This window comes from Pseudomonas sp. AL10 (assembly GCF_029960685.1).
Lineage (GTDB): Bacteria > Pseudomonadota > Gammaproteobacteria > Pseudomonadales > Pseudomonadaceae > Aquipseudomonas > Aquipseudomonas lactis.
On record NZ_JASBQZ010000030.1, the window covers coordinates 23437 to 41841 of the forward strand.

At 60.2% G+C, this 18405-nt stretch carries 16 protein-coding genes; 7 read left to right on the plus strand and 9 right to left on the minus strand.

Features of this window, described 5'->3' with window-relative positions; translation table 11 throughout:
* Window positions 1-40 precede the first annotated feature (40 nt).
* Window positions 41-1045, plus strand: coding sequence for an inositol 2-dehydrogenase (iolG, locus tag QK296_RS21710; protein ID WP_003190860.1), 1005 nt, complete (start codon window positions 41-43; stop codon window positions 1043-1045).
* A 121-nt stretch (window positions 1046-1166) separates the two neighbouring features.
* Here the strand turns inward: iolG and QK296_RS21715 are convergent, their stop codons facing one another.
* On the minus strand, window positions 1167-2378 hold the full coding sequence (locus QK296_RS21715; protein ID WP_034135455.1) for an MFS transporter: 1212 nt from the start codon (window positions 2376-2378) through the stop codon (window positions 1167-1169).
* Window positions 2379-2480: 102 nt separating this feature from the next.
* Between QK296_RS21715 and QK296_RS21720 the strand changes: the two genes are divergently transcribed.
* Window positions 2481-3302 carry a helix-turn-helix transcriptional regulator gene (locus tag QK296_RS21720; RefSeq protein WP_169855374.1) on the plus strand — a complete coding sequence of 274 codons (822 nt, stop codon included), beginning with the start codon at window positions 2481-2483 and terminating at the stop codon, window positions 3300-3302.
* On the opposite strand, the gene QK296_RS21725 is transcribed toward QK296_RS21720, so the two are convergent.
* Together QK296_RS21725 and QK296_RS21730 are read right to left on the minus strand one after the other, a co-directional pair.
* Complete coding sequence (locus QK296_RS21725; RefSeq protein WP_057709890.1) at window positions 3295-4485, minus strand: MFS transporter; 1191 nt, start codon at window positions 4483-4485, stop codon at window positions 3295-3297. The two genes, QK296_RS21720 and QK296_RS21725, sit on opposite strands and share 8 nt — an antisense overlap.
* The gene (locus QK296_RS21730) at window positions 4482-5504 is read right to left on the minus strand and encodes an alpha/beta hydrolase (RefSeq protein ID WP_282391297.1); all 1023 of its coding nucleotides are present in this window, start codon (window positions 5502-5504) and stop codon (window positions 4482-4484) included. The genes QK296_RS21725 and QK296_RS21730 overlap by 4 nt, the downstream gene beginning before the upstream one ends.
* A gap of 163 nt (window positions 5505-5667) precedes the next feature.
* Here QK296_RS21730 and QK296_RS21735 point away from each other — a divergent pair, with 163 nt between their 5' ends.
* On the plus strand, window positions 5668-6591 hold the full coding sequence (locus QK296_RS21735; RefSeq protein WP_094775525.1) for an AraC family transcriptional regulator: 924 nt from the start codon (window positions 5668-5670) through the stop codon (window positions 6589-6591).
* Here QK296_RS21735 and QK296_RS21740 read toward each other — a convergent pair.
* Complete coding sequence (locus QK296_RS21740; protein WP_020302594.1) at window positions 6566-7072, minus strand: GAF domain-containing protein; 507 nt, start codon at window positions 7070-7072, stop codon at window positions 6566-6568. The two genes, QK296_RS21735 and QK296_RS21740, sit on opposite strands and share 26 nt — an antisense overlap.
* Before the next feature lie 53 nt (window positions 7073-7125).
* Window positions 7126-8628 (minus strand): glycine betaine/L-proline transporter ProP, encoded by a 1503-nt coding sequence (gene proP, locus QK296_RS21745; protein WP_032892100.1) that lies wholly within the window; start codon window positions 8626-8628, stop codon window positions 7126-7128.
* A gap of 323 nt (window positions 8629-8951) precedes the next feature.
* On the opposite strand from proP, the gene QK296_RS21750 reads away from it, so the two are divergent.
* From QK296_RS21750 to QK296_RS21765, 4 genes are all read left to right on the plus strand, one after another.
* Window positions 8952-9482 carry a GNAT family N-acetyltransferase gene (locus QK296_RS21750; RefSeq protein WP_169855321.1) on the plus strand — a complete coding sequence of 177 codons (531 nt, stop codon included), beginning with the start codon at window positions 8952-8954 and terminating at the stop codon, window positions 9480-9482.
* 143 nt (window positions 9483-9625) lie between these two features.
* On the plus strand, window positions 9626-11029 hold the full coding sequence (locus QK296_RS21755) for an MFS transporter (RefSeq protein WP_003190873.1): 1404 nt from the start codon (window positions 9626-9628) through the stop codon (window positions 11027-11029).
* 512 nt (window positions 11030-11541) lie between these two features.
* Window positions 11542-12648, plus strand: coding sequence for a cell division protein ZapE (zapE, locus tag QK296_RS21760; RefSeq protein WP_282391298.1), 1107 nt, complete (start codon window positions 11542-11544; stop codon window positions 12646-12648).
* Window positions 12649-12813: 165 nt separating this feature from the next.
* Window positions 12814-13305: a GNAT family N-acetyltransferase gene (locus QK296_RS21765; RefSeq protein WP_137204722.1), complete on the plus strand. Its 492-nt coding sequence runs from the start codon at window positions 12814-12816 to the stop codon at window positions 13303-13305.
* A 101-nt stretch (window positions 13306-13406) separates the two neighbouring features.
* On the opposite strand, the gene QK296_RS21770 is transcribed toward QK296_RS21765, so the two are convergent.
* From QK296_RS21770 to QK296_RS21785, 4 genes are all read right to left on the minus strand, one after another.
* On the minus strand, window positions 13407-13619 hold the full coding sequence (locus tag QK296_RS21770; protein WP_034135463.1) for a hypothetical protein: 213 nt from the start codon (window positions 13617-13619) through the stop codon (window positions 13407-13409).
* Between the two features lie 142 nt (window positions 13620-13761).
* Window positions 13762-15999 carry a TonB-dependent siderophore receptor gene (locus QK296_RS21775; protein WP_169855323.1) on the minus strand — a complete coding sequence of 746 codons (2238 nt, stop codon included), beginning with the start codon at window positions 15997-15999 and terminating at the stop codon, window positions 13762-13764.
* Window positions 16000-16127: 128 nt separating this feature from the next.
* Window positions 16128-17870 carry a phosphoethanolamine transferase CptA gene (locus tag QK296_RS21780; RefSeq protein WP_169855324.1) on the minus strand — a complete coding sequence of 581 codons (1743 nt, stop codon included), beginning with the start codon at window positions 17868-17870 and terminating at the stop codon, window positions 16128-16130.
* Between the two features lie 157 nt (window positions 17871-18027).
* Window positions 18028-18204, minus strand: coding sequence for a DUF6026 family protein (locus QK296_RS21785; RefSeq protein ID WP_153475996.1), 177 nt, complete (start codon window positions 18202-18204; stop codon window positions 18028-18030).
* Window positions 18205-18405 lie beyond the last annotated feature (201 nt).

Consider the following 18405-nt stretch of genomic DNA (forward strand, 5'->3'; position numbering starts at 1 on the left):
GCTGAAACACCCTATCCAATAATAATCCAGGAGTTCGACCATGCTACGTATCGCCGTTCTAGGTGCCGGGCGCATCGCCAAGATCCACGCCGCCAACGTTGCCGCCCATCCCAATGCCACGCTGGTGTTGGTGGCCGATCCCTGGCGCGCAGGTGTCGATGCCTTGAGCACCCAGTTGGGCTGCGAGGCCGCGTATGACTGCGCCACCGTGCTGAGCCGCGAGGACATCGATGCGGTGGTGATCGGCACGCCCACCGACACCCACATCGACCTGTTACTGGCTGCGGTGGCCCAGGGCAAGGCGGTGCTCTGCGAAAAACCCATCGACCTGGACATCGCCAAGGCGCGCAGCGCTGCGCAAACCGTAGAGCGCCAGGGCGGCAAGGTAATGCTTGGCTTTAACCGGCGCTTCGACCCCGACATGCTGCGCCTGCGCCAGGCGCTGGACGCCGGCCAGATCGGCGCCGTGCGCCAGGTGATCATCACCAGTCGCGACCCTGGCCTGGCACCGCGTGACTACCTGGAACACTCCGGGGGGATCCTGCGCGACATGACCATCCATGACTTTGACACTGCTCGCCACTTGCTCGGCGAGGAACCCGTGGAAGTCAGCGCCTTCGCCAGCCGCCTGGTGGACCCGACCCTGGAGCAGATCGACGACTACGACAGCGTCATGGTCTTGCTACGCACCGCTTCGGGCAAACAATGCCATATCAACTGCTGCCGCCAGGCGGTGTATGGCTACGACCAGCGCGTAGAAGTTTCCGGCGCCAGCGGCGTGCTGCTGACCGACAATCACCGGCCCAGCACCGTGCGCCATTGGAGCGCTGAGCACACCGAAGCGTTGGAACCGTTGCAGCATTTTTTCCTTGAGCGTTACGCGGATGCGTATCGCAATGAGCTGACGCAGTTCATCGATGCGCTGAATGAGGGGCGCGAGTTGCCCACCAGTATGCGTGATGGTTTGTATGCGTTGCATCTGGCTGATTGTGCGCTGGAGTCGGTGAAGACCGGGCGCAGTGTGAGGGTCAGTCATAACCTGTAGGAGCGAGGGGCACGCCTAGTTCTTGTTCTTGCGCGCGAAAAACGTCAACGATAACGCGTGTGTCCTGATATACGCGGCGTCTGTCAGTTTTTCGCGAGCAAGCTCGCTCCTACAGCAACCGTCAAACGCCTTTGGTCGACGGCAACAGTACCGTGAGGATACCCACCAACGGCAGGAACGAGCACAGCTTGTACACGTACTCGATGCCGTGATGGTCAGCGAGCATCCCGAGCAGCGCCGCGCCAATCCCGCTGAAGCCGAACATCAGGCCGAAGAATATCCCGGCGATCATGCCCACATTGCCCGGCACCAGTTCCTGGGCAAACACCACGATGGCCGAGAACGCCGAGGCGATGATAAAGCCGATGACCACGCTGAGTACGGCGGTCCAGAACAGGTCGACGTAGGGCAGGGCCAGGGTGAACGGTGCGGCGCCGAGGATCGAGAACCAGATGACTTTCTTGCGGCCGATCTTGTCGCCGATCGGGCCACCGGCAAAGGTGCCCACGGCCACTGCCCCGAGAAACAGGAACAGGTACATCTGCGAGCTGGCCACCGACAGCTGGAATTTTTCGATCAGGTAGAACGTGAAGTAACTGGTCAGGCTGGTCATGTACCAGTATTTGGAAAACACCAGCACAGCCAATACCACCAGGGCGAAGGTCACGCGGCCTTTGGACAAACCGTGGGTGGCCTGGCTGCCTTGCTTGAGCTTGAACAGGTTGAGGTGGTGGCGGTACCAGCGGCTCAAGCCGTACAGCACCAGGATGGCGAACACCGCAAACAGGCCGAACCAGGCAATGTGGCTTTGGCCGTAGGGAATGATGATCGCCGCCGCCAGCAACGGGCCGAAAGCGCTGCCGGTGTTGCCGCCGACCTGGAAGGTCGATTGCGCCAGGCCGTAGCGCCCACCGGAAGCCAGGCGTGCGACGCGGGAGGTTTCCGGGTGGAAGGTCGATGAGCCCACACCCACCAGCGCCGCCGCGAGCAATATCGCCGGGAAGTTGCCGACAAAGGCCAGCATCAAGATGCCGACCAAGGTGCACACCATGCCCGCCGGCAATAGCCAGGGTTTGGGGTGGCGGTCGGTGTGGTAGCCGATCCACGGTTGCAGCAGCGAGGCGGTCAACTGGAAGGTCAGGGTGATCAGGCCGACCTGGGTGAAGCTCAGGCCGTAGTTGGCCTTGAGCATCGGGTAGATCGATGGCAGCACCGCCTGGATCAAGTCATTGATCAGGTGCGCCAGGGCACAGGCGCCCAGGACGCGCATGACTAAGGGGCTTACTTGCGGGCTGGTCGAAGGTGCTGCGGGTGACGCTGTGACTGTGGACATGCGGGCATTCCGTACAAGGCAGCTGACAGGCGTGGAGGCGGGCGGCGGTGATGTGAACCGCCACTCCATCTGGACTCGGCGTTTATGCTAGATTCGGCGCCAATGCCTGTCTCGCGCAATTCGGGCAGAAACCATCGCAAAAAGGGCGAAATGATCAAATCACTGGATAAATTTCTGCGAGAAATCGATGAGGGCGATTGGGCCGTCATCAGCTCGGCCACTGATTACCCCGAAAACTGGGTGATCCCCGAACACAGCCACAACAAGCACCAACTGCTGTACGCCATTGGCGGTGTGATGGTGGTGTACTCGGCCCTGAGGCAATGGACGGTGCCGCCCAATCGTGGCTTTTGGATGCCTTGCGGTCAAGTTCACTCGCTGCGCTGCGTGGGTACGCTGCAGATGCGCAGCGTGTTCGTGCGCCCGGACCGCTTCCCCAACCTGCCGGCCGAGCCCAAGACGGTGACGGTCTCGCCGCTGCTGAGTGAACTGATCAAGGCCTCGGTGAGCCTGAAACCGCCGTATGCCGAGGATTCACGCGACGCGCGGATCATGCACCTGATTCTTGATGAACTGGCTATCCTGCCGGCCTTGCCGCTGTCTTTGCCCCAGCCTGCCGACCCACGCCTGAGCCCGATCTGCCTGGCGTTGCAGGACGAGCCGAGTGATGCCTCCACCGTCGCCGACTGGAGTGCGCGGTTGGGGTTGGACCAAACCACCATCCAGCGCCTGTTCCGCAAGGAAACCGGCATGACCTTCGGCCAGTGGCGCCAGCAAGCGCGGCTATTGCTGGCGCTGGAACGCATTGCGGTGGGGCAGAAGATCATCGATGTGGCGTTTGAATTGGGCTATGAAAGCCCCAGCGCTTTTACCAGCATGTTCAAGAAACAGTTTGGCAAAACGCCGAGTCATTTTTTCAAGTAGTGCCGCTCGCCATGCGCGCATGAGCAGGGCGGCGCGATGCCAGGTAAGCGAGCAGCGTGGCGATCACCAGCAAGGCGGCGCTCAGCTCGAAGGTGGCCTGATAGCCGCTCACGTCGAATGCCACACCACCGACGGTGGCGCCGGCGGCAATCGCCAGCTGGATGATGGCGACCATCAATCCCCCGCCGGCCTCGGCGTCGTCGGGCAAGGCGCGGGCCAGCCATGTCCACCAGCCAACGGGCGCAGCAGTGGCCACCAGGCCCCAGCAGCCCAACAGCACGGTGGTGACAATCGCTGAACCACCGAACGCCACCAGCGCAAGGGCAATGCCGGCCATGATCAGCGGGATGGCAATCAGCGTCGGGTAGAGGTGGCGCTTGAGCAAGTGCTCAATCAACACCGTACCCGCCAGGCCGGCCAGGCCGAGCACCAGCAGCATCAGCGACAGGGTGGACACCTCGACCCGGGTCACGCCTTCCAGGAACGGCCGCAGGTAAGTGAACAGCATGAACTGGCCCATGAAGAACAGGCTGACAGCGCACATGCCCAAGGTCACCTTGGGGTTTTTCAGCAGGCGCAGCGCATTGCCGGTGGCCGCCGTGCCGCTGTGCTTGAGCGCCGGCAAGCTCAGCCACAGCCAGGCCAGCGCAATCACGGCCACTGGCACCACGCAAAAGAATGCGCCGCGCCAGCCAATCAGGCCGCCAAGAAAGCTGCCCAGCGGCGCCGCGATCACCGTCGCCAGGGCGTTGCCACCGTTGACGATGGCCAAGGCCCGTGGCACTTGGGCGGGCTCGACCAGGCGCATTGCCGTGGCCGCCGACAGTGACCAGAAGCCGCCAATTGCCAGGCCAATCAACGCGCGCCCGAGCATGAATACCGCGTAATTCGGTGCGAACGCCACCACGCTGCCCGAGACGATCATCAGTAAGGTCAAGGCCATCAGCAGGCGCTTGCGATCCATCCGCGCGGCAACCGCCGCGATCACCAGGCTGGTGAGCAGGGCAAACACCCCGGACACGGAAATGCCCTGGCCGGCCTGGCCTTCAGTGATCTGCAAGTCAGCCGCCAGCGGTGTCAGCAGGCTGACCGGCATGAACTCGGAGGCGACCAAGGCAAACGCCGCCAGCGACATCGCCAGCACCGCGCCCCAGCGTTGCGGTTGAGGGGTAACGGAACTCACTGCAAGTGGCTCTGGAAGAAGGTGGAGAGCGTGTCAAACGGGATCAGTTCGACGCGGTCGTAAAGGTCTACATGGCCGGCGTTGGGGATGATCAGCAATTGCTTGGGCTCGGCGGCGCGTTGGTAGGCGTCTTCACTGAATTCTCGGGAGTGCGCGTCGGCCCCGGTAATCAGCAGCAGCGGGCGTGGCGAGATCGTCTCGATATCGTTGAAGGGGTAGAAGTTCATGAACTTGACGTTGCTGGTCAGCGTCGGCCGGGTGGTGGTTTGCGATGAGGCGCCTGCTGGGGTGACTTCGCCGCGCGGGGTACGGTAGAAGTCGTAGAACTCGTCGCCGATCGGATCGCCCGTGAGGCTCTGCGGCGTGCCACCGGTGTAGAGGGTCTCGCCGCCCTGGAATTCTACATAGCGCTGGTTGGCAGCCTGGCGCAGGATCTGCTGGCGCTGTTGCAAGGTCATGCCGTGCTTGAGGCCATTGCGGTTGGCCGCGCCCATGTCGTACATGCTGACCGTGGCGATTGCCTTGAGACGCGGATCGATCTTCGCCGCACTGATCACGAAACTGCCGCTGCCACAAATGCCGATGGCGCCGATGCGTTCCCGGTCGACCTGTGGGTGAGTGCCGAGAAAGTCCACGGCGGCGCTGAAGTCTTCCACGTAGAGGTCGGGCAACACCGCGTTGCGTGGTGTGCCGGCGCTTTGGCCCCAGAACGACAGGTCCAGGGACAGGGTCACGAAACCCTGTTCAGCCATTTTGGTGGCGTAGAGGTTGGCGCTTTGCTCTTTGACGGCCCCCATCGGGTGGCCGACGACAAGGGCTGCGTGCTTTGAGCCCGGGGCCAGGTGCTTGGGCACGAACAGCGTGCCTGCGACCTGCATGCCGTATTGATTGTTGAAGGTGACAGGTTCGGCCGTCACTGTGTTGCTGCTGTAGAAGTTATCCGCACCGTTGGACATATCGGCTCCAAATGAAGAAAGAGAAGTCACCAGCAAACCCAGGGCGAGCAAGAGGCGTTTCATAGGGATGTTCCTTGTGAAGTGTCCGCACATTTTCCGGGTGACGGCAGGGCTTCTGTAGTGCATTTGAGTGGATTACTTGCCTGATCCTCTGAGATTCAGTGCCAGGTGACGACGCCCGTGGCTTGCGCGGGTAAAGTGCAATGAAGCATTGAAAGGGTCTGTCATGACGTCCACTCCCACCCCATTGAACGCGCTGATCCAGTCGATTGGTTCGCGCACGCCGTCGCCCGGCGACTACGCCATGCCGATCCCCGGCCTGGGCTTTTATCGGCGTGAGCAACCCGCTGCGCCGGTGGTGTGCATGGTTGAGCCGTGCATCGTGCTGGTGGCCCAGGGCGAGAAGCAGTTGTGGGTGGGCGGCGAGGGCTATCCCTACGACACGTCCCGGTTCCTGGTGACATCGTTGGACATCCCCGCCAATTCCGAGGTGCTGGCGGCCAGCCCCGAGCAGCCGTGCCTGGGGCTGACGTTCAAGCTGGACCTGCGCATGCTCGCCGAGCTGATCGCCCAGGGTGGCTTGCCGCCGGTGCGTGAGCGTGCGGTCATGAAGGGTGTGGGGATCGGCACGGTCACCGACGGCATGCTGGCCGCATTCGCGCGCCTGGTGGCGTTGCTGGACGAACCCGAGGCTATCCCGGTACTCGCGCCATTGATCCAGCGCGAGATTCATTACCGGCTATTGAAAAGCGACCAGGCCGGCCGACTGCGCCAGATCTGCTCGGTGGACGGGCAGGGCTACCGGATTGCCAAGGCCATCGATTGGCTGAAGTTGAATTTCGACGTCACCCTGCGTGTGGAAGAGCTGGCAGCGCGGGTGCAAATGAGCGCGGCGACCTTTCACCATCACTTCCGGCAACTGACCGCGATGAGCCCGCTGCAATACCAGAAATGGCTGCGTCTGAATGAAGCACGACGATTGATGTTGAACGAGCACCAGGATGTGTCCAGTGCCGCGTTCAAAGTCGGGTATGAGAGCCCGTCGCAATTCAGCCGTGAGTACAGCCGGCTGTTCGGGGTGCCGCCCAAGCGCGACATGGCAACACTGCGGGGCAGGGCGGGTGTCAGTGATCCGCCGGGGTCAAATTAGCGTAGAAGATGCAGCCAATCAGCCGGGCGAACAGGCTCAGGGTTTCCGGCAGGTTCGGGTCGTCGAACAGCATGGCCCGTGAGTCCAGCGCACACAGCGCCCCGAACAGGCGGCCATCGGGCAGGAAGATCGGCGCGCCGGCGTAGCTTTCGATGGCGTATTGCTTGACCACCGGGCGTGACGCGAAACGGCCGTTCTGGCTGATCTGGGGAATGAACAGGGTGTGTGGGTTGATGCAGAACTCACTGCACAGGGTAGTTTCAAGGTCGAGTACGTCGTCGACGTTGATGCCCATTTGCAGCGGGTCGTAGGCCGAACACACCACCCATTCCTGGTCAGTGAACTTGGCGATGCCGGCGAATCTCATCCCGGTCAGACGAGTGACCAGCTTGAGGATGTTGGTGGTTGCTTCAATTTCGGCAATGGCGGCGCGCTCGTCTGCGCTGAGTAACCTGTGTGCGGCGGTGACGCTTGAAACCATGCTGAACGCTCCAATGGCGTGGTCGCAGGTCGCGACCACGCACAGTCAGGTTATTAATTGATACGCGGGTGTTGCTGTACCAGGTTTTCCCGCTTGGTTTGCAGCGCGGCAATCTCGGCGTCGATGTCTTCGATTTTCTGCTCGATATTGTCGTGATGCTCCTGCAGCAACTCCTTGGCTTCTTCCATGTCGGAAGCCGCCGGGGCCGCACCGCGCAGGGGCTTGTTGGCGGTTTCCTTCATGGTCAGGCCCGTGATCAGGCCAACCACCGCGAACACCATCAAGTAATAAGCGGGCATGTACAGGTTGTTGGTGCTCTCCACCAGCCAGGCCACCGCAGTGGGCGTGACACCGGCGATCAGTACCGAGACGTTGAAGGCACTGGCCAGGGCGCTGTAGCGCAGGTGGGTGGGGAACATCGCCGGCAAGGTCGAAGCCATCACACCGATAAAGAAGTTCAGCACCACCGCCAGAATCAACAGACCGCCGAAAATCAGGCCGGTCTTGCCGCTGGTGATCAGCATGAAAGCCGGGATCGACAGGAACAGCAGGCCAATGCTGCCGGCGATGATGAACGGCTTGCGGCCGATCTTGTCGCTGACAAAGCCAATGAACGGCTGCACGAACAACATGCCGACCATGATCGCGATGATGATCAGCACGCCGCTGTTTTCGGCATAGTGCAGGTTGTGGGACAGGTAGCTCGGCATGTAGGTGAGCAGCATGTAGTAGGTCACGTTGGTAGCCGCGACGATACCGATGCAGGTCAGCAGGCTGCGCCAGTGCTTGGTGGCGATTTCCTTGAACGAGACTTTAGGGCCGTGGCTCAAGCCTTCGCGGTCACCCTGTTCAAGTTTGTCGACATGCTGTTGGAACGCTGGGGTTTCTTCCAGTGCGTGGCGCAGGTACAGGCCGATGATGCCCAGAGGCAGGGCGAGGAAGAACGGCAGGCGCCAGCCCCAGGCCTCGAATTCTGCTTCACCGAGCACGGTGGAGATCAACACCACCACACCCGCGCCGAGGACGAAACCGGCGATGGAGCCGAAGTCCAGCCAACTGCCAAGGAAGCCACGCTTGCGGTCCGGGGCGTATTCAGCCACGAAAATCGACGCGCCGGTGTACTCGCCGCCCACCGAGAAACCCTGGGCCATTTTGCACAGCAGCAACAGGATTGGCGCCCAGATGCCAATGGAGGCATAGCCGGGGATCAAGCCGATGGCGAACGTGCTCAGGGACATGATCACGATGGTGGCGGCCAGGACTTTTTGCCGCCCGTACTTATCGCCCAGTGCGCCGAAGAACAGGCCGCCCAGCGGGCGAATCAGGAAGGGGACGGAGAAGGTGGCCAGCGCTGCGATCATCTGCACGCTGGGGGAAGCGTCAGGGAAGAACACCTTGCCCAGCACATAGGCGACAAAGCCATAGACGCCAAAGTCGAACCATTCCATGGCATTGCCAAGTGCGGCGGCGGTGATCGCCTTGCGCATCTTGTTGTCGTCGACAATGGTGATGTCTTTCAATCCGATGGGTTTGACGCGTTTTTTACGTAGTTTCATGCGGGCCACTCAAAAGCTGAACAGGGGAGGTGCCATCGCTACGATGGCACCGCTCTGTCAGTTCAGATACAAGTGGACACGAAATAATTCACCGCTTTGTGTATTTTTTCTCGCATGGGATGAAACCTTCGGTTTTCGAGGCCTATGCATAACTAGCGGCAAAACAGATCAAATGTGGGAGTTGTCGAGCCCCGGCGAGGCTACGAAGGCGGCGGTACTGTTGGCATTTATGTTGCCTGAACTATCGCCATCGCGGCCTCGCTAAAGCTCGAGCGCTCCCACAGGGGGTTGTCATTGTTAGATAGAACAGGGAAGTCAGTCATATGCCCAGCAGCCACTCGCGGCTCACCTACCGCCAACCACGGCACGCAGACGTTCAGCGATTGTTCGCGATCTTCGGTGATGCACAGACCAATTTGTTCAATCCTGCCGGCCCGCTGCCCAACCTGGATGCGGCACAACGGCTATTGGATCACTGGCTGGAGCAATGGGCATCCCAGGGTTACGGCTGGTGGGCAATTGCCCGGAAAGAGAGCCCCGAACACATCATCGGATTTGGCGGCATTGCGCCACTTAACTACCTGACGCAGCGGCGCATCAACCTTGGTTATCGCCTGGCCGTCGAGGCCTGGGGGCAGGGGTATGCCACTGAGCTGGGGCGGGATGCACTGGCGCTGGCGTTCGACACCCTGTCTTTACCAGAAGTCTTCGGCCTGGTGCGGCCCGATCATGCTGCGTCGATCCGCGTACTGGAGAAACTCGGCATGCAACGTTTTGGCCTGCTGGAGGATGTCCCCGGTCAAGCGCCCAGCCTGGTGCTCCGGGTTTGTCATCCTACAACTGCACAAGCCTGACATTTTCCTATTCCACGTAAATCCTCGATAAGCGGCAATCTTTGCGATTGACACTGCGTGGGCGTCTCGCTATAAAACTCGCAGTTGTACGACGACATATGACGTTACATATGTCCTACCTAACAAAAATAAAAAGTGATGCCATGAATCTGAACGAGCCCATCAGTGCCCTTCGTGTCGGCCAGGCGGTCGGCAGCTATCGCTGGACGATCTGCGCGATGTTGTTTTTCGCCACCACGGTCAATTACCTCGACCGCCAGGTGCTCAGCCTGTTGGCGCCGCAACTCTCGACGCAGTTTGGCTGGAGCAACACCGATTACGCCAACATCGCGGCGGTGTTCCAGTTTGTCTACGCCATTTCCATGCTGTTTGCCGGGCGCTTCGTCGACAAGATCGGCACCAAGGCCGCTTATGTAGTAGCGATTGGTATCTGGTCCACCGGCGCGATCATGCATGCGTTTTCGGTGCCGATGGGCGAGGGTATCGCAGCCGTCAGCGGCGCCATTGGCCTGGCGGTGATCCCGGTGTCGATCGCCGGCTTCATGCTTTCACGGGCGGTGTTGGCGATTGGCGAAGCGGGTAACTTCCCGATCGCGATCAAGGCCACTGCCGAATATTTCCCCAAGAAAGAACGCTCCCTGGCTACCGGCATCTTCAACTCCGGCGCCAATGTCGGCGCGATCCTGGCGCCCATCTGTGTCCCCTTGATTGCCGGCCTGTGGGGCTGGGAGGCGGCCTTTATGGTCATCGGCATGCTGGGTTTTGTGTGGGTAGGCGTGTGGGCCGCCGTGTACGAAAAACCGGAACAGCAAAAACGTCTGTCGCCTGAAGAGCTGGCCTACATCCGCAGCGACCAGACCGTACAGCCGTTCACCCCGGCGCCGACGGGCACCTCAGGGAAGAAAGTCTCCTGGTTCAAACTGTTGACCTACCGCCAGACCTGGGCGTTTGCCTTCGGCAAGTTCATGACTGACGGCGTGTGGTGGTTTTTCCTGTTCTGGCTGCCCACCTACCTGTCTGCCCAATACGGCATGAAAGGCGCCGATATCGTGATGCCGTTGGCGGTGCTGTACAGCATGACCATGGTCGGCAGCATTGGCGGCGGCTGGTTCCCCAGCTACTTCATGGCACGCGGCGATGCCCCCTATGACGGGCGCATGAAAGCCATGCTGGTGATTGCGCTGTTCCCGCTGGTGGTGTTGCTGGCGCAGCCGCTGGGTTACCTCAGCTTCTGGGTGCCGGTGCTGCTGATCGGCGTGGGCGCTTCGGCACACCAGGCGTGGTCATGCAATATATTCACCACCGTGTCCGACATGTTCCCGCAGAAAACAGTGGCCTCGGTGGTCGGCATTGGCGGCATGGCCGGTGGCTTGGGCGGCGTGCTCATGACCAAGATCGGCGGTTGGGTGTTCGACTATTACAAGTCCATCAACGACATCCATACCGGCTACATGATCATGTTCGCCATCTGCGCCCTGGCTTACCTGGTGGCCTGGAGCGTGATGAAGACGCTGGTGCCGCGCCACAAGGAAATCACTGATCTGTAGCTTTAATGCGACGCTGCTTGCTCCCGATACAACTGTTTGGGCTGTAGCAGCAAACGGTAACCACGATGCGAAGCGAGCCGCTCTTGATCTTGATCTGCTTTTGATCTTAGGCGCCCCGTTAAACCACGCTGGCGGATTACGGGCACACCGAGCCTAAGCGAGGTGCCGAGTGGTGGGGCCAGAGCGTTTTGCTTACTTTGGCCTGGGCCGGCATCCCGGCTTTTGCAAAGTGAGCCGCCGTCAGGGCGGAACCCTAAGTAGCCGTTAGCGCAGCAATGGATATGTACTCGGTATAACAGTGTCGACTGTGAGGCCGTCATCGCAGGCAAGCCAGCTCCCACAGTTGGATCGCGGGGGTGTCAGTTAGATAGGTATAGGCTGTCAGGCCACTATCGCAGGCAAGCCAGCTCCCACAGTTGGATCGTGGGGGGCCAGGTAGATAGGCGTCGGTTGGCAGGCCGTCGCGGGATCAAGCTGAGTACATATCCGGTGTATCAGTCATACTGGCAAGCATGACTTTCGACTCGCCTCTCGCCGCTTATCAACACGCCATCACCCAGCCAGGTTTCGTCGCCGATGACGCCCAGCGCCGGGCGGTCCAAGCCCTGCAAGCCTGTCACGAGGCCTTGCACCAAGGGCGTTCACCGATTGCCGGCGTGTACCTGTGGGGCCCCGTGGGGCGCGGCAAGACCTGGCTGATGGACCAGTTCTACCAAAGCCTGCGCGTGCCGGCGCGGCGCCAGCATTTTCACCACTTCATGGCGTGGGTGCACCAGCGCTTATTCCAGCTCACGGGCACCCAAGACCCCTTGCAGGCGCTGGCCCGGGAGCTGAGCCAGGCCGTGCGCGTGCTGTGCTTCGATGAGCTGTTTGTGAATGATATCGGGGATGCGATCATTCTCGGCCGCCTGTTCCAGGTGATGTTCGAGGAAGGCGTGGTGATGGTGTGTACGTCCAACCAGCCGCCCGACCAGTTGTATGCCGATGGCTTTAACCGTGAGCGTTTCCTGCCGGGCATCGATGCGCTCAAGCAGCATATGCAGGTGGTGGCGGTGGACGGTGGCGAGGATCATCGCTTGCATCCCGGCGCTGGCATGCAGCGCTATTGGGTGAATCAACCCGAGGCACTGGCGGCGGTGTTTCAACAATTGAGCCAAGGGCAAACCGTGATCCGCGGGGCATTAAGCGTAGGGCACCGCTCCATCATGACGGTGCAGGCCAGTGACACCGTGCTTTGGTGCCGTTATGCCGACTTGTGCGAGCAGCCCCTGGCCGCCATGGATTTCATGCTGTTGTGTGATCGCTTCCGCGCCATCCTGCTGGGAGACGTCCCCAACCTCAGTGCACAGAAACGCCCGGGCCGAATTGCCCGTGGCACTGAAGACGGCGCCGAGCGCGTGGTGGCTGGGGATCGAGAGTTGCCGCAGTTGTCGGTGCACGATGACAGCGTACGGCGCTTTATTGCCTTGGTAGACGAATGCTACGACCGTAAGGTGCCGCTCTTTATCGAAGCCCGTGTGCCGTTGCAGCACCTGTACACCGATGGTTACCTGGAATTTCCTTTCCGTCGCACCCTGAGCCGGCTGCAGGAGATGCAACTGCAACGCTTCGCCACCTAGGAAAAATCGCCGCTTGCGGGCTCATTGCGCGCTTTGATGCGCGCAACCTTCGCACTTTCTGTCAGCTATTTGTAGCTTATCTCCTTCATCTACTGCCGACTCCACGCTTACAATCGCCCCTCTCAAAGGGAAACGATTCCCTGGTTGTCGCTATCGAGGAAGGACATGGACACCCCAGACATCCTGGTGCTGCAAGCCAGCTATACCAACGCCGTGCATGCCGACGCCATTGGCCTGCTGCTCAACCATTACGCTGAAGATCCGATGGGCGGCGGCCACAGCCTGCCAGCCGATCTCTTGCAGCAACTGCCCGCCGAGCTGGCCAAGCGCCCACACGCGTTCAGCGTGTTGGCGTTTGCCGCAGGTGAGCCAGCGGGGTTGGTCAATTGCTTTGAAGGCTTCTCGACCTTCGCCTGCCGGCCCTTGATCAACGTCCACGATGTGGTGGTGAAGGAGCAATTCCGCGGCTTGGGCTTGAGTCAGAAGATGCTGCAAAAGGTCGAGGAAATCGCCCGGCAGCGTGGTTGCTGCAAGATCACCCTCGAGGTACTGGAAGGCAATGAATTGGCGCAGTCGGCATACCGCAAGTTCGGGTTTGACGACTCAGTGTTTGATCCCGCCCATGGGCGGATGCTGTTCTGGCATAAACCGTTGTAATAAATAACCGGCAAAAAAAGGGCGCCATTCAATGGCGCCCAATAAACCTTTGCCAAAGGAGCAGAATGGCGCAGGGTGCTACGGATTAAGTAAGCATTAAATCAACTGTTCGGTTGTGCCTGATCAACAGTCTCCGATTTAACCGACTTGCCATCGGCGCTGGCAACTTGCTGTTCAGCCTTGCCGTGGGTTTTTTCCTGAATAAAGCTGAAGTTGTTGTAGAACTCCTTGGAGCGTTCTGCACCGCCCTCTGCAAAGGCTGCGGCGGAGGTCAGGGTGATCAGGCTGGCCAGCATCAAGGTCGACATTTTCATCGCGGTATTCCCAATTAAAAGTGATAGGTGTCCGGTCGCTCCGTGATCAGATCATGGAGCGACTATGGCGTTATCTTATTAAGTGGGAATTAACTGAAAGTGCAGTTGAAGTTAACAGTTTCGTTAACTTCAATGTGCGCGGCTACAGCTTCCAATCCAGCGCCAACGTGACGGAACGCGGCTCGCCCCAATACACACCGTTATAAAAACCAACGCGCTCGTAGTATTTCTTATCAAAGAGATTGTTCACGTTGACCGACGCCGAAACCTGTTCGTCGAACTGGTAGCGTGACATCATGTTGACCACGGTATAGCCCTGTTGCGTGATTTTCGCCCGGGTGGTGATCGGCCGGCCGTCGCTGTTGCGCTGCCCGGTCGGGCGGTTGCTGAAGTCGTAGGTTTCGCTCTGCCAGTTCACGGCGCCGCCGACCGTCAGATTGCGCCAGGCGCCCGGCAGGCGATAGGCGCTGGAGATCTTCAGCAGGTTCAAGGGTTGGCTGGTGTTAGTGCGTTTGTCTGAGCCATTGACCGAATGGGTGTAGGTATAGCCGGCGGTCAGATTCCAGTTTGGCGTGATTTCCCCGGCGGCTTCCAGCTCGAAGCCGTTGACCTTGTTACCTTTGCCGCCGGATTTGTAGTATTCCTCGCCGGTGACCGGATTGGGCGGTACTGAGTCATCTCGCTCGGCGACGTTGTCCTGGGTGCTCCAGAAGTACGCAGCGGCCAGGTTCAAGCGCTCGTTCAGCACACTGCCCTTGAGGCCCACTTCGTAGTTACTGCCGACCACGGGCTCCAGGTACTTCTTGTTGGCATCGCGGTTGTTCTGGGGTTTGAAGATGTCGGTATAGCTGGCGTAAACGGTGTATTGCGGCGTGATGTCGTAGAGCAGGCCGGCGTAGGGCGTCCACATATCATTGTGGGTCTGGCTGGTTTTGCCCGACGCGGTGAGTTGGTCGTTGGCATTGTATTTGGGCTCTGCGCTTTCCAGCTCCCAACTGCCGTAACGGCTGCCCAGCACGGCGTGCAAGCGGTCTGTGAGGCTCAGCCGCGTGGCCAGGTAACCGGCTTTCTGTTGCTTCTTGCTGTGCTCACCCTTCAGGTCGGTCACCTGGTCGGTGAACTTGCCGATGCCGCCCATGTGCTTCCAGTCCTGGATGGGGTAGTAGCTGTCTGGCAGGTCGCTGCGCATAAAGGGCGAGACATCCCGTTGCGCAGCTTCGCCATAGCCCATCATCAGCGCGTGTTCGCGGCCCAGCAGCGTGTAGCTACCGGCCAGGTTGAGGTCGATGGCCTCCATGCGCGAGGTACCGCGCATATGGCTGGCCCAGGCCGTCATGCCGCTGCGGTCGGGGTTGGGGAAGCCGGCGCCGCCGTAATACACCTTGCCATCGGTGTCGCTTTGGCGATGGGTGTAGGCGGCCTTCAAGTGCCAGTCGCCGCCGAGCCGATGGTCGAGGGTGGCGAAGGTGGTCTTGTCGGTCAGTGGCCAGGAGCTCCAGTGCGCCGCCATGTTGGTGGAGCGGGGTAGCCTGGCCTTGCCGCCCTGGCTGTTCCAGTAGGGCACGGTGCCCCAGGAGGTGCCCTGTACCTGTTTGTCCTGGTAATCAAAGCCGACGGCCAGCACGGTATCGTCGGAAAGATCAGCCTCGAGGATGCCGTAGCCCACTGCCCGCTGCAGCCCATAGTTGTCACGAAAGGACCGACTGTCGCGGTAGGCCAGCACGCTGCGCCCGCGCAGCTTGCCGTCGAACGCCAGCGGGCCGCCCACATCAACGTAGCTGTAGTAGTTGTCATGGCTGGCGCCACTGATGCCGGTCTTGGCCTGCCACTGCGCGGTAGGGCGCTTGCGCACCATGTTGACGGTGGCCGAAGGGTCGCCTGCGCCCGTGGTCAGGCCCGTCGCGCCGCGCACTACTTCGATGCGGTCGTAGATGATGGTGTCGGCGTCGGTCTTCATGTAGCCGAAGGTGTTGAGCATGCCGTCAACCTGGAAGTTGTTGATGCCATAGCCTCGGGCGGAGTAGTAGACACGATCGGAGTCGTAATGCTGAACGTTGACGCCCGTGGTCTGGCGCAACACCTCCGTCAGGGTATTAAGATTGAAGTCGTCCATCTGCTGGCGTGTGACCACCGAGATCGATTGCGGGGTTTCCTTGACGGAGAGGTTCAGCCGCGTGGCGGTGCTCATCGAACCGGTGGTGTAGGCGCCGGTATGCTCGGTGGTGGAGCCCAGGCCGTCGGCGCTGATAGTGGTCGCGCCCAGTTCCAAGGCTTGGGTAGGGGCTGTTTCGGGGGTGGTGTCGGCCAGCGAATCCGGGCTCAGCGCCAGGCTGAACAGGCCGAGGGTGAAGGTCATGGAACGGGTGAAGGGCGCGAACATCACTGCAGACTCCTTGTCGTCTTTGATACCTCCCCAGGCAGGGAGGGCATGGTTCAAAGACGAAAGGAGCTGCGGAACTTTAGGCTCAAACGAGAATGATTGTTATCTTTCTGTTACAAGGCCCTGGCTTACTTGACCACCACTTCGGCGCCGTCGGCCTTCTTGGGCTTGATCAGGCTGAAGTCGATAAGCGCCTTCTGCTTGGTCTCGTAAGGGTTGCCGATCAACAGCGGGCGTGGCTTGAAGCTGTCGCTCACCAGGCTCTTGCTGTGGTCCAGTTCGTCGAAACTCAAGCCTGCCATGTCGGCCCAGGTGTGGATCAACTGCGAACTGCTGTAAGGCCGCTGCAAGTCGCCGGCAAAGCTCCAGTCGTGGCTTGCGCGCCATTTTGGCGAGGCGTAGGCCATGAACGGGATGGTGTACATCGGCGCAGTCGGCTTGCCTTCGTTACGGCCCAAGGTGTCATGGCCGGCGGAGTCGAACACGTCTTCGCCGTGATCCGACAGGTACAGCAAAAAGCCGTTGGGGTCGGTCTTGGCGTAGTCCTTGATCAGGCTGGAGACCACGAAGTCGTTGTACAGCACGGCGTTGTCATAGCTGTTGTAGGTCGGCAACTGCGCATCGCTGACACCCGCCGGCACGCCCTGGCGGTCGGTGAACTTGTCGAAGGTTGGCGGGTAGCGGTACTGGTAGCTCATGTGGGTGCCCAGCAGGTGCACCACGATGAACTTGCGCTCGGCGGTATCGGCCAGGGCCTTGGAAAACGGCGCCAGTACATCGCCGTCGTACTGACGGGCGTTCTGGTTGCGGTTGTTGTTGAGGTACACCTGCTCGTCGGCCTGTTCGGAAAAGGTCGTGAGCATGGTGTTGCGTTTGGTCATGGTCTGCTGGTTGGTGATCCAGAAGGTCTTGTAGCCAGCCTGTTTCATCACGCTGACAATCGACGGCGTCTTGAGGTACAGGTCCGGGTTTTCTTCGTCGGCGAAGGTCAGCACCTGTTGCAGTGCTTCAATGGTGTACGGGCGCGGGGTGATGACGTTATCGAACACGGCCAACTGGTCGCGCAGCTTGTCCAGTTCCGGCGTGGTGTTGCGCGGGTAGCCGTAGAGGCTCATGCGCTGGCGGTTGGTGGACTCGCCGATCACCAATACGAGTGTGGACGGCTGGCCGGCCATGCTGTCCTTGAGGTTGTTCAAGGGTGGGATCTTGCTCGCACTGGTGAGCATGCCTTGCATGTTGTCCAACTGCTCGGTGTAGCGACGGTAGGCGACGATCATCTGCCAAGGCACGGCAGGCTCGATGCGGGTTTCGAAACGGTCGATGGCCAATTCCATGGTTTCGCTGGTGGCGATCTGCTTGACCAGTGGGTAGCCCACCACTGCCAGGACGATGGCAATGGCTGCCACGATCGACTGGCCGCGCGGCAGGTACACCGGGCGCAAGCGCGTCCACAGAAAGATGGCGAAGGCGGTGTGGGCAATGAACGCCAGCACGATCCACCAGGCAAAGTATTGGGTGGCGTATTCGCCGGCTTCAGAGATGTTCGACTCGAACATGATGAAGATGACGCTCTGGGAGAACTCCTGCTGGTAAATGAAGAAATAACCCAGGCTCGCCATAGAGCAAGCCCACAGCACCACGCCGATCAAGGCGGCGAGCAGGCGCGTACGACGCGGGAATAGCAACATCGGCGCCAGCCACAGCGCACTCATGAAGAAGGCCTGGCGGAAGCCACTGAAGCCGGAGGTGCCGGTCAGTTGGATAAGAAGTTGGGTAATACCCGAGAAATACCAGAAAAACAGGAATAACCAGCCAAGGCCGGCCCAATCAAAGCCTTTCGCAGTCGTCGTGCTGCGTTTGAACATCGCCATCCAGCGCCCCATCAGAAAAAGATTGTCGCGCACAGGCGCGCAACATCGGGCCGCCCAGGAAGTGAGCGGCATCGCGGAACGGGAGTATCAAGAGGGGAGTGTGAAAACTTTGTGAGTTTTCTGTAGGTATTGCCTTACAAGGCTACTGGCGCGGGCTTCAGCACAGCGCAGGCTTGGCATCCGACGGCTGATCGAGATGGGCTTGAAGGTGTGAACGCAGGCGCAGGACTTCCTGTTGCAACTGATCACGCTCGTCTTTCAACTGGCGCAGTTCATCGCGACGGATAGTGACGTAGAGGGTCTGTGGCGGACGGGTCATCTGTGCTGTGCTCATTGCTTACCTCGCAAATAGCCGGTAGATCGCGGTGCCAAAACAGGTTTTTGGCAACAGTCGGAAGCAAGTTTGAATTCTTTTTCGCTGCAAGGGAACTTTTTTATTTTTGGTGGTCGTGTGACTTTTGCCGGGGTGATGGTGAAACGATGGCAACTTTTTTGTCATGAAACTACACGGATCCGCTCTGGACTAACCCTCATT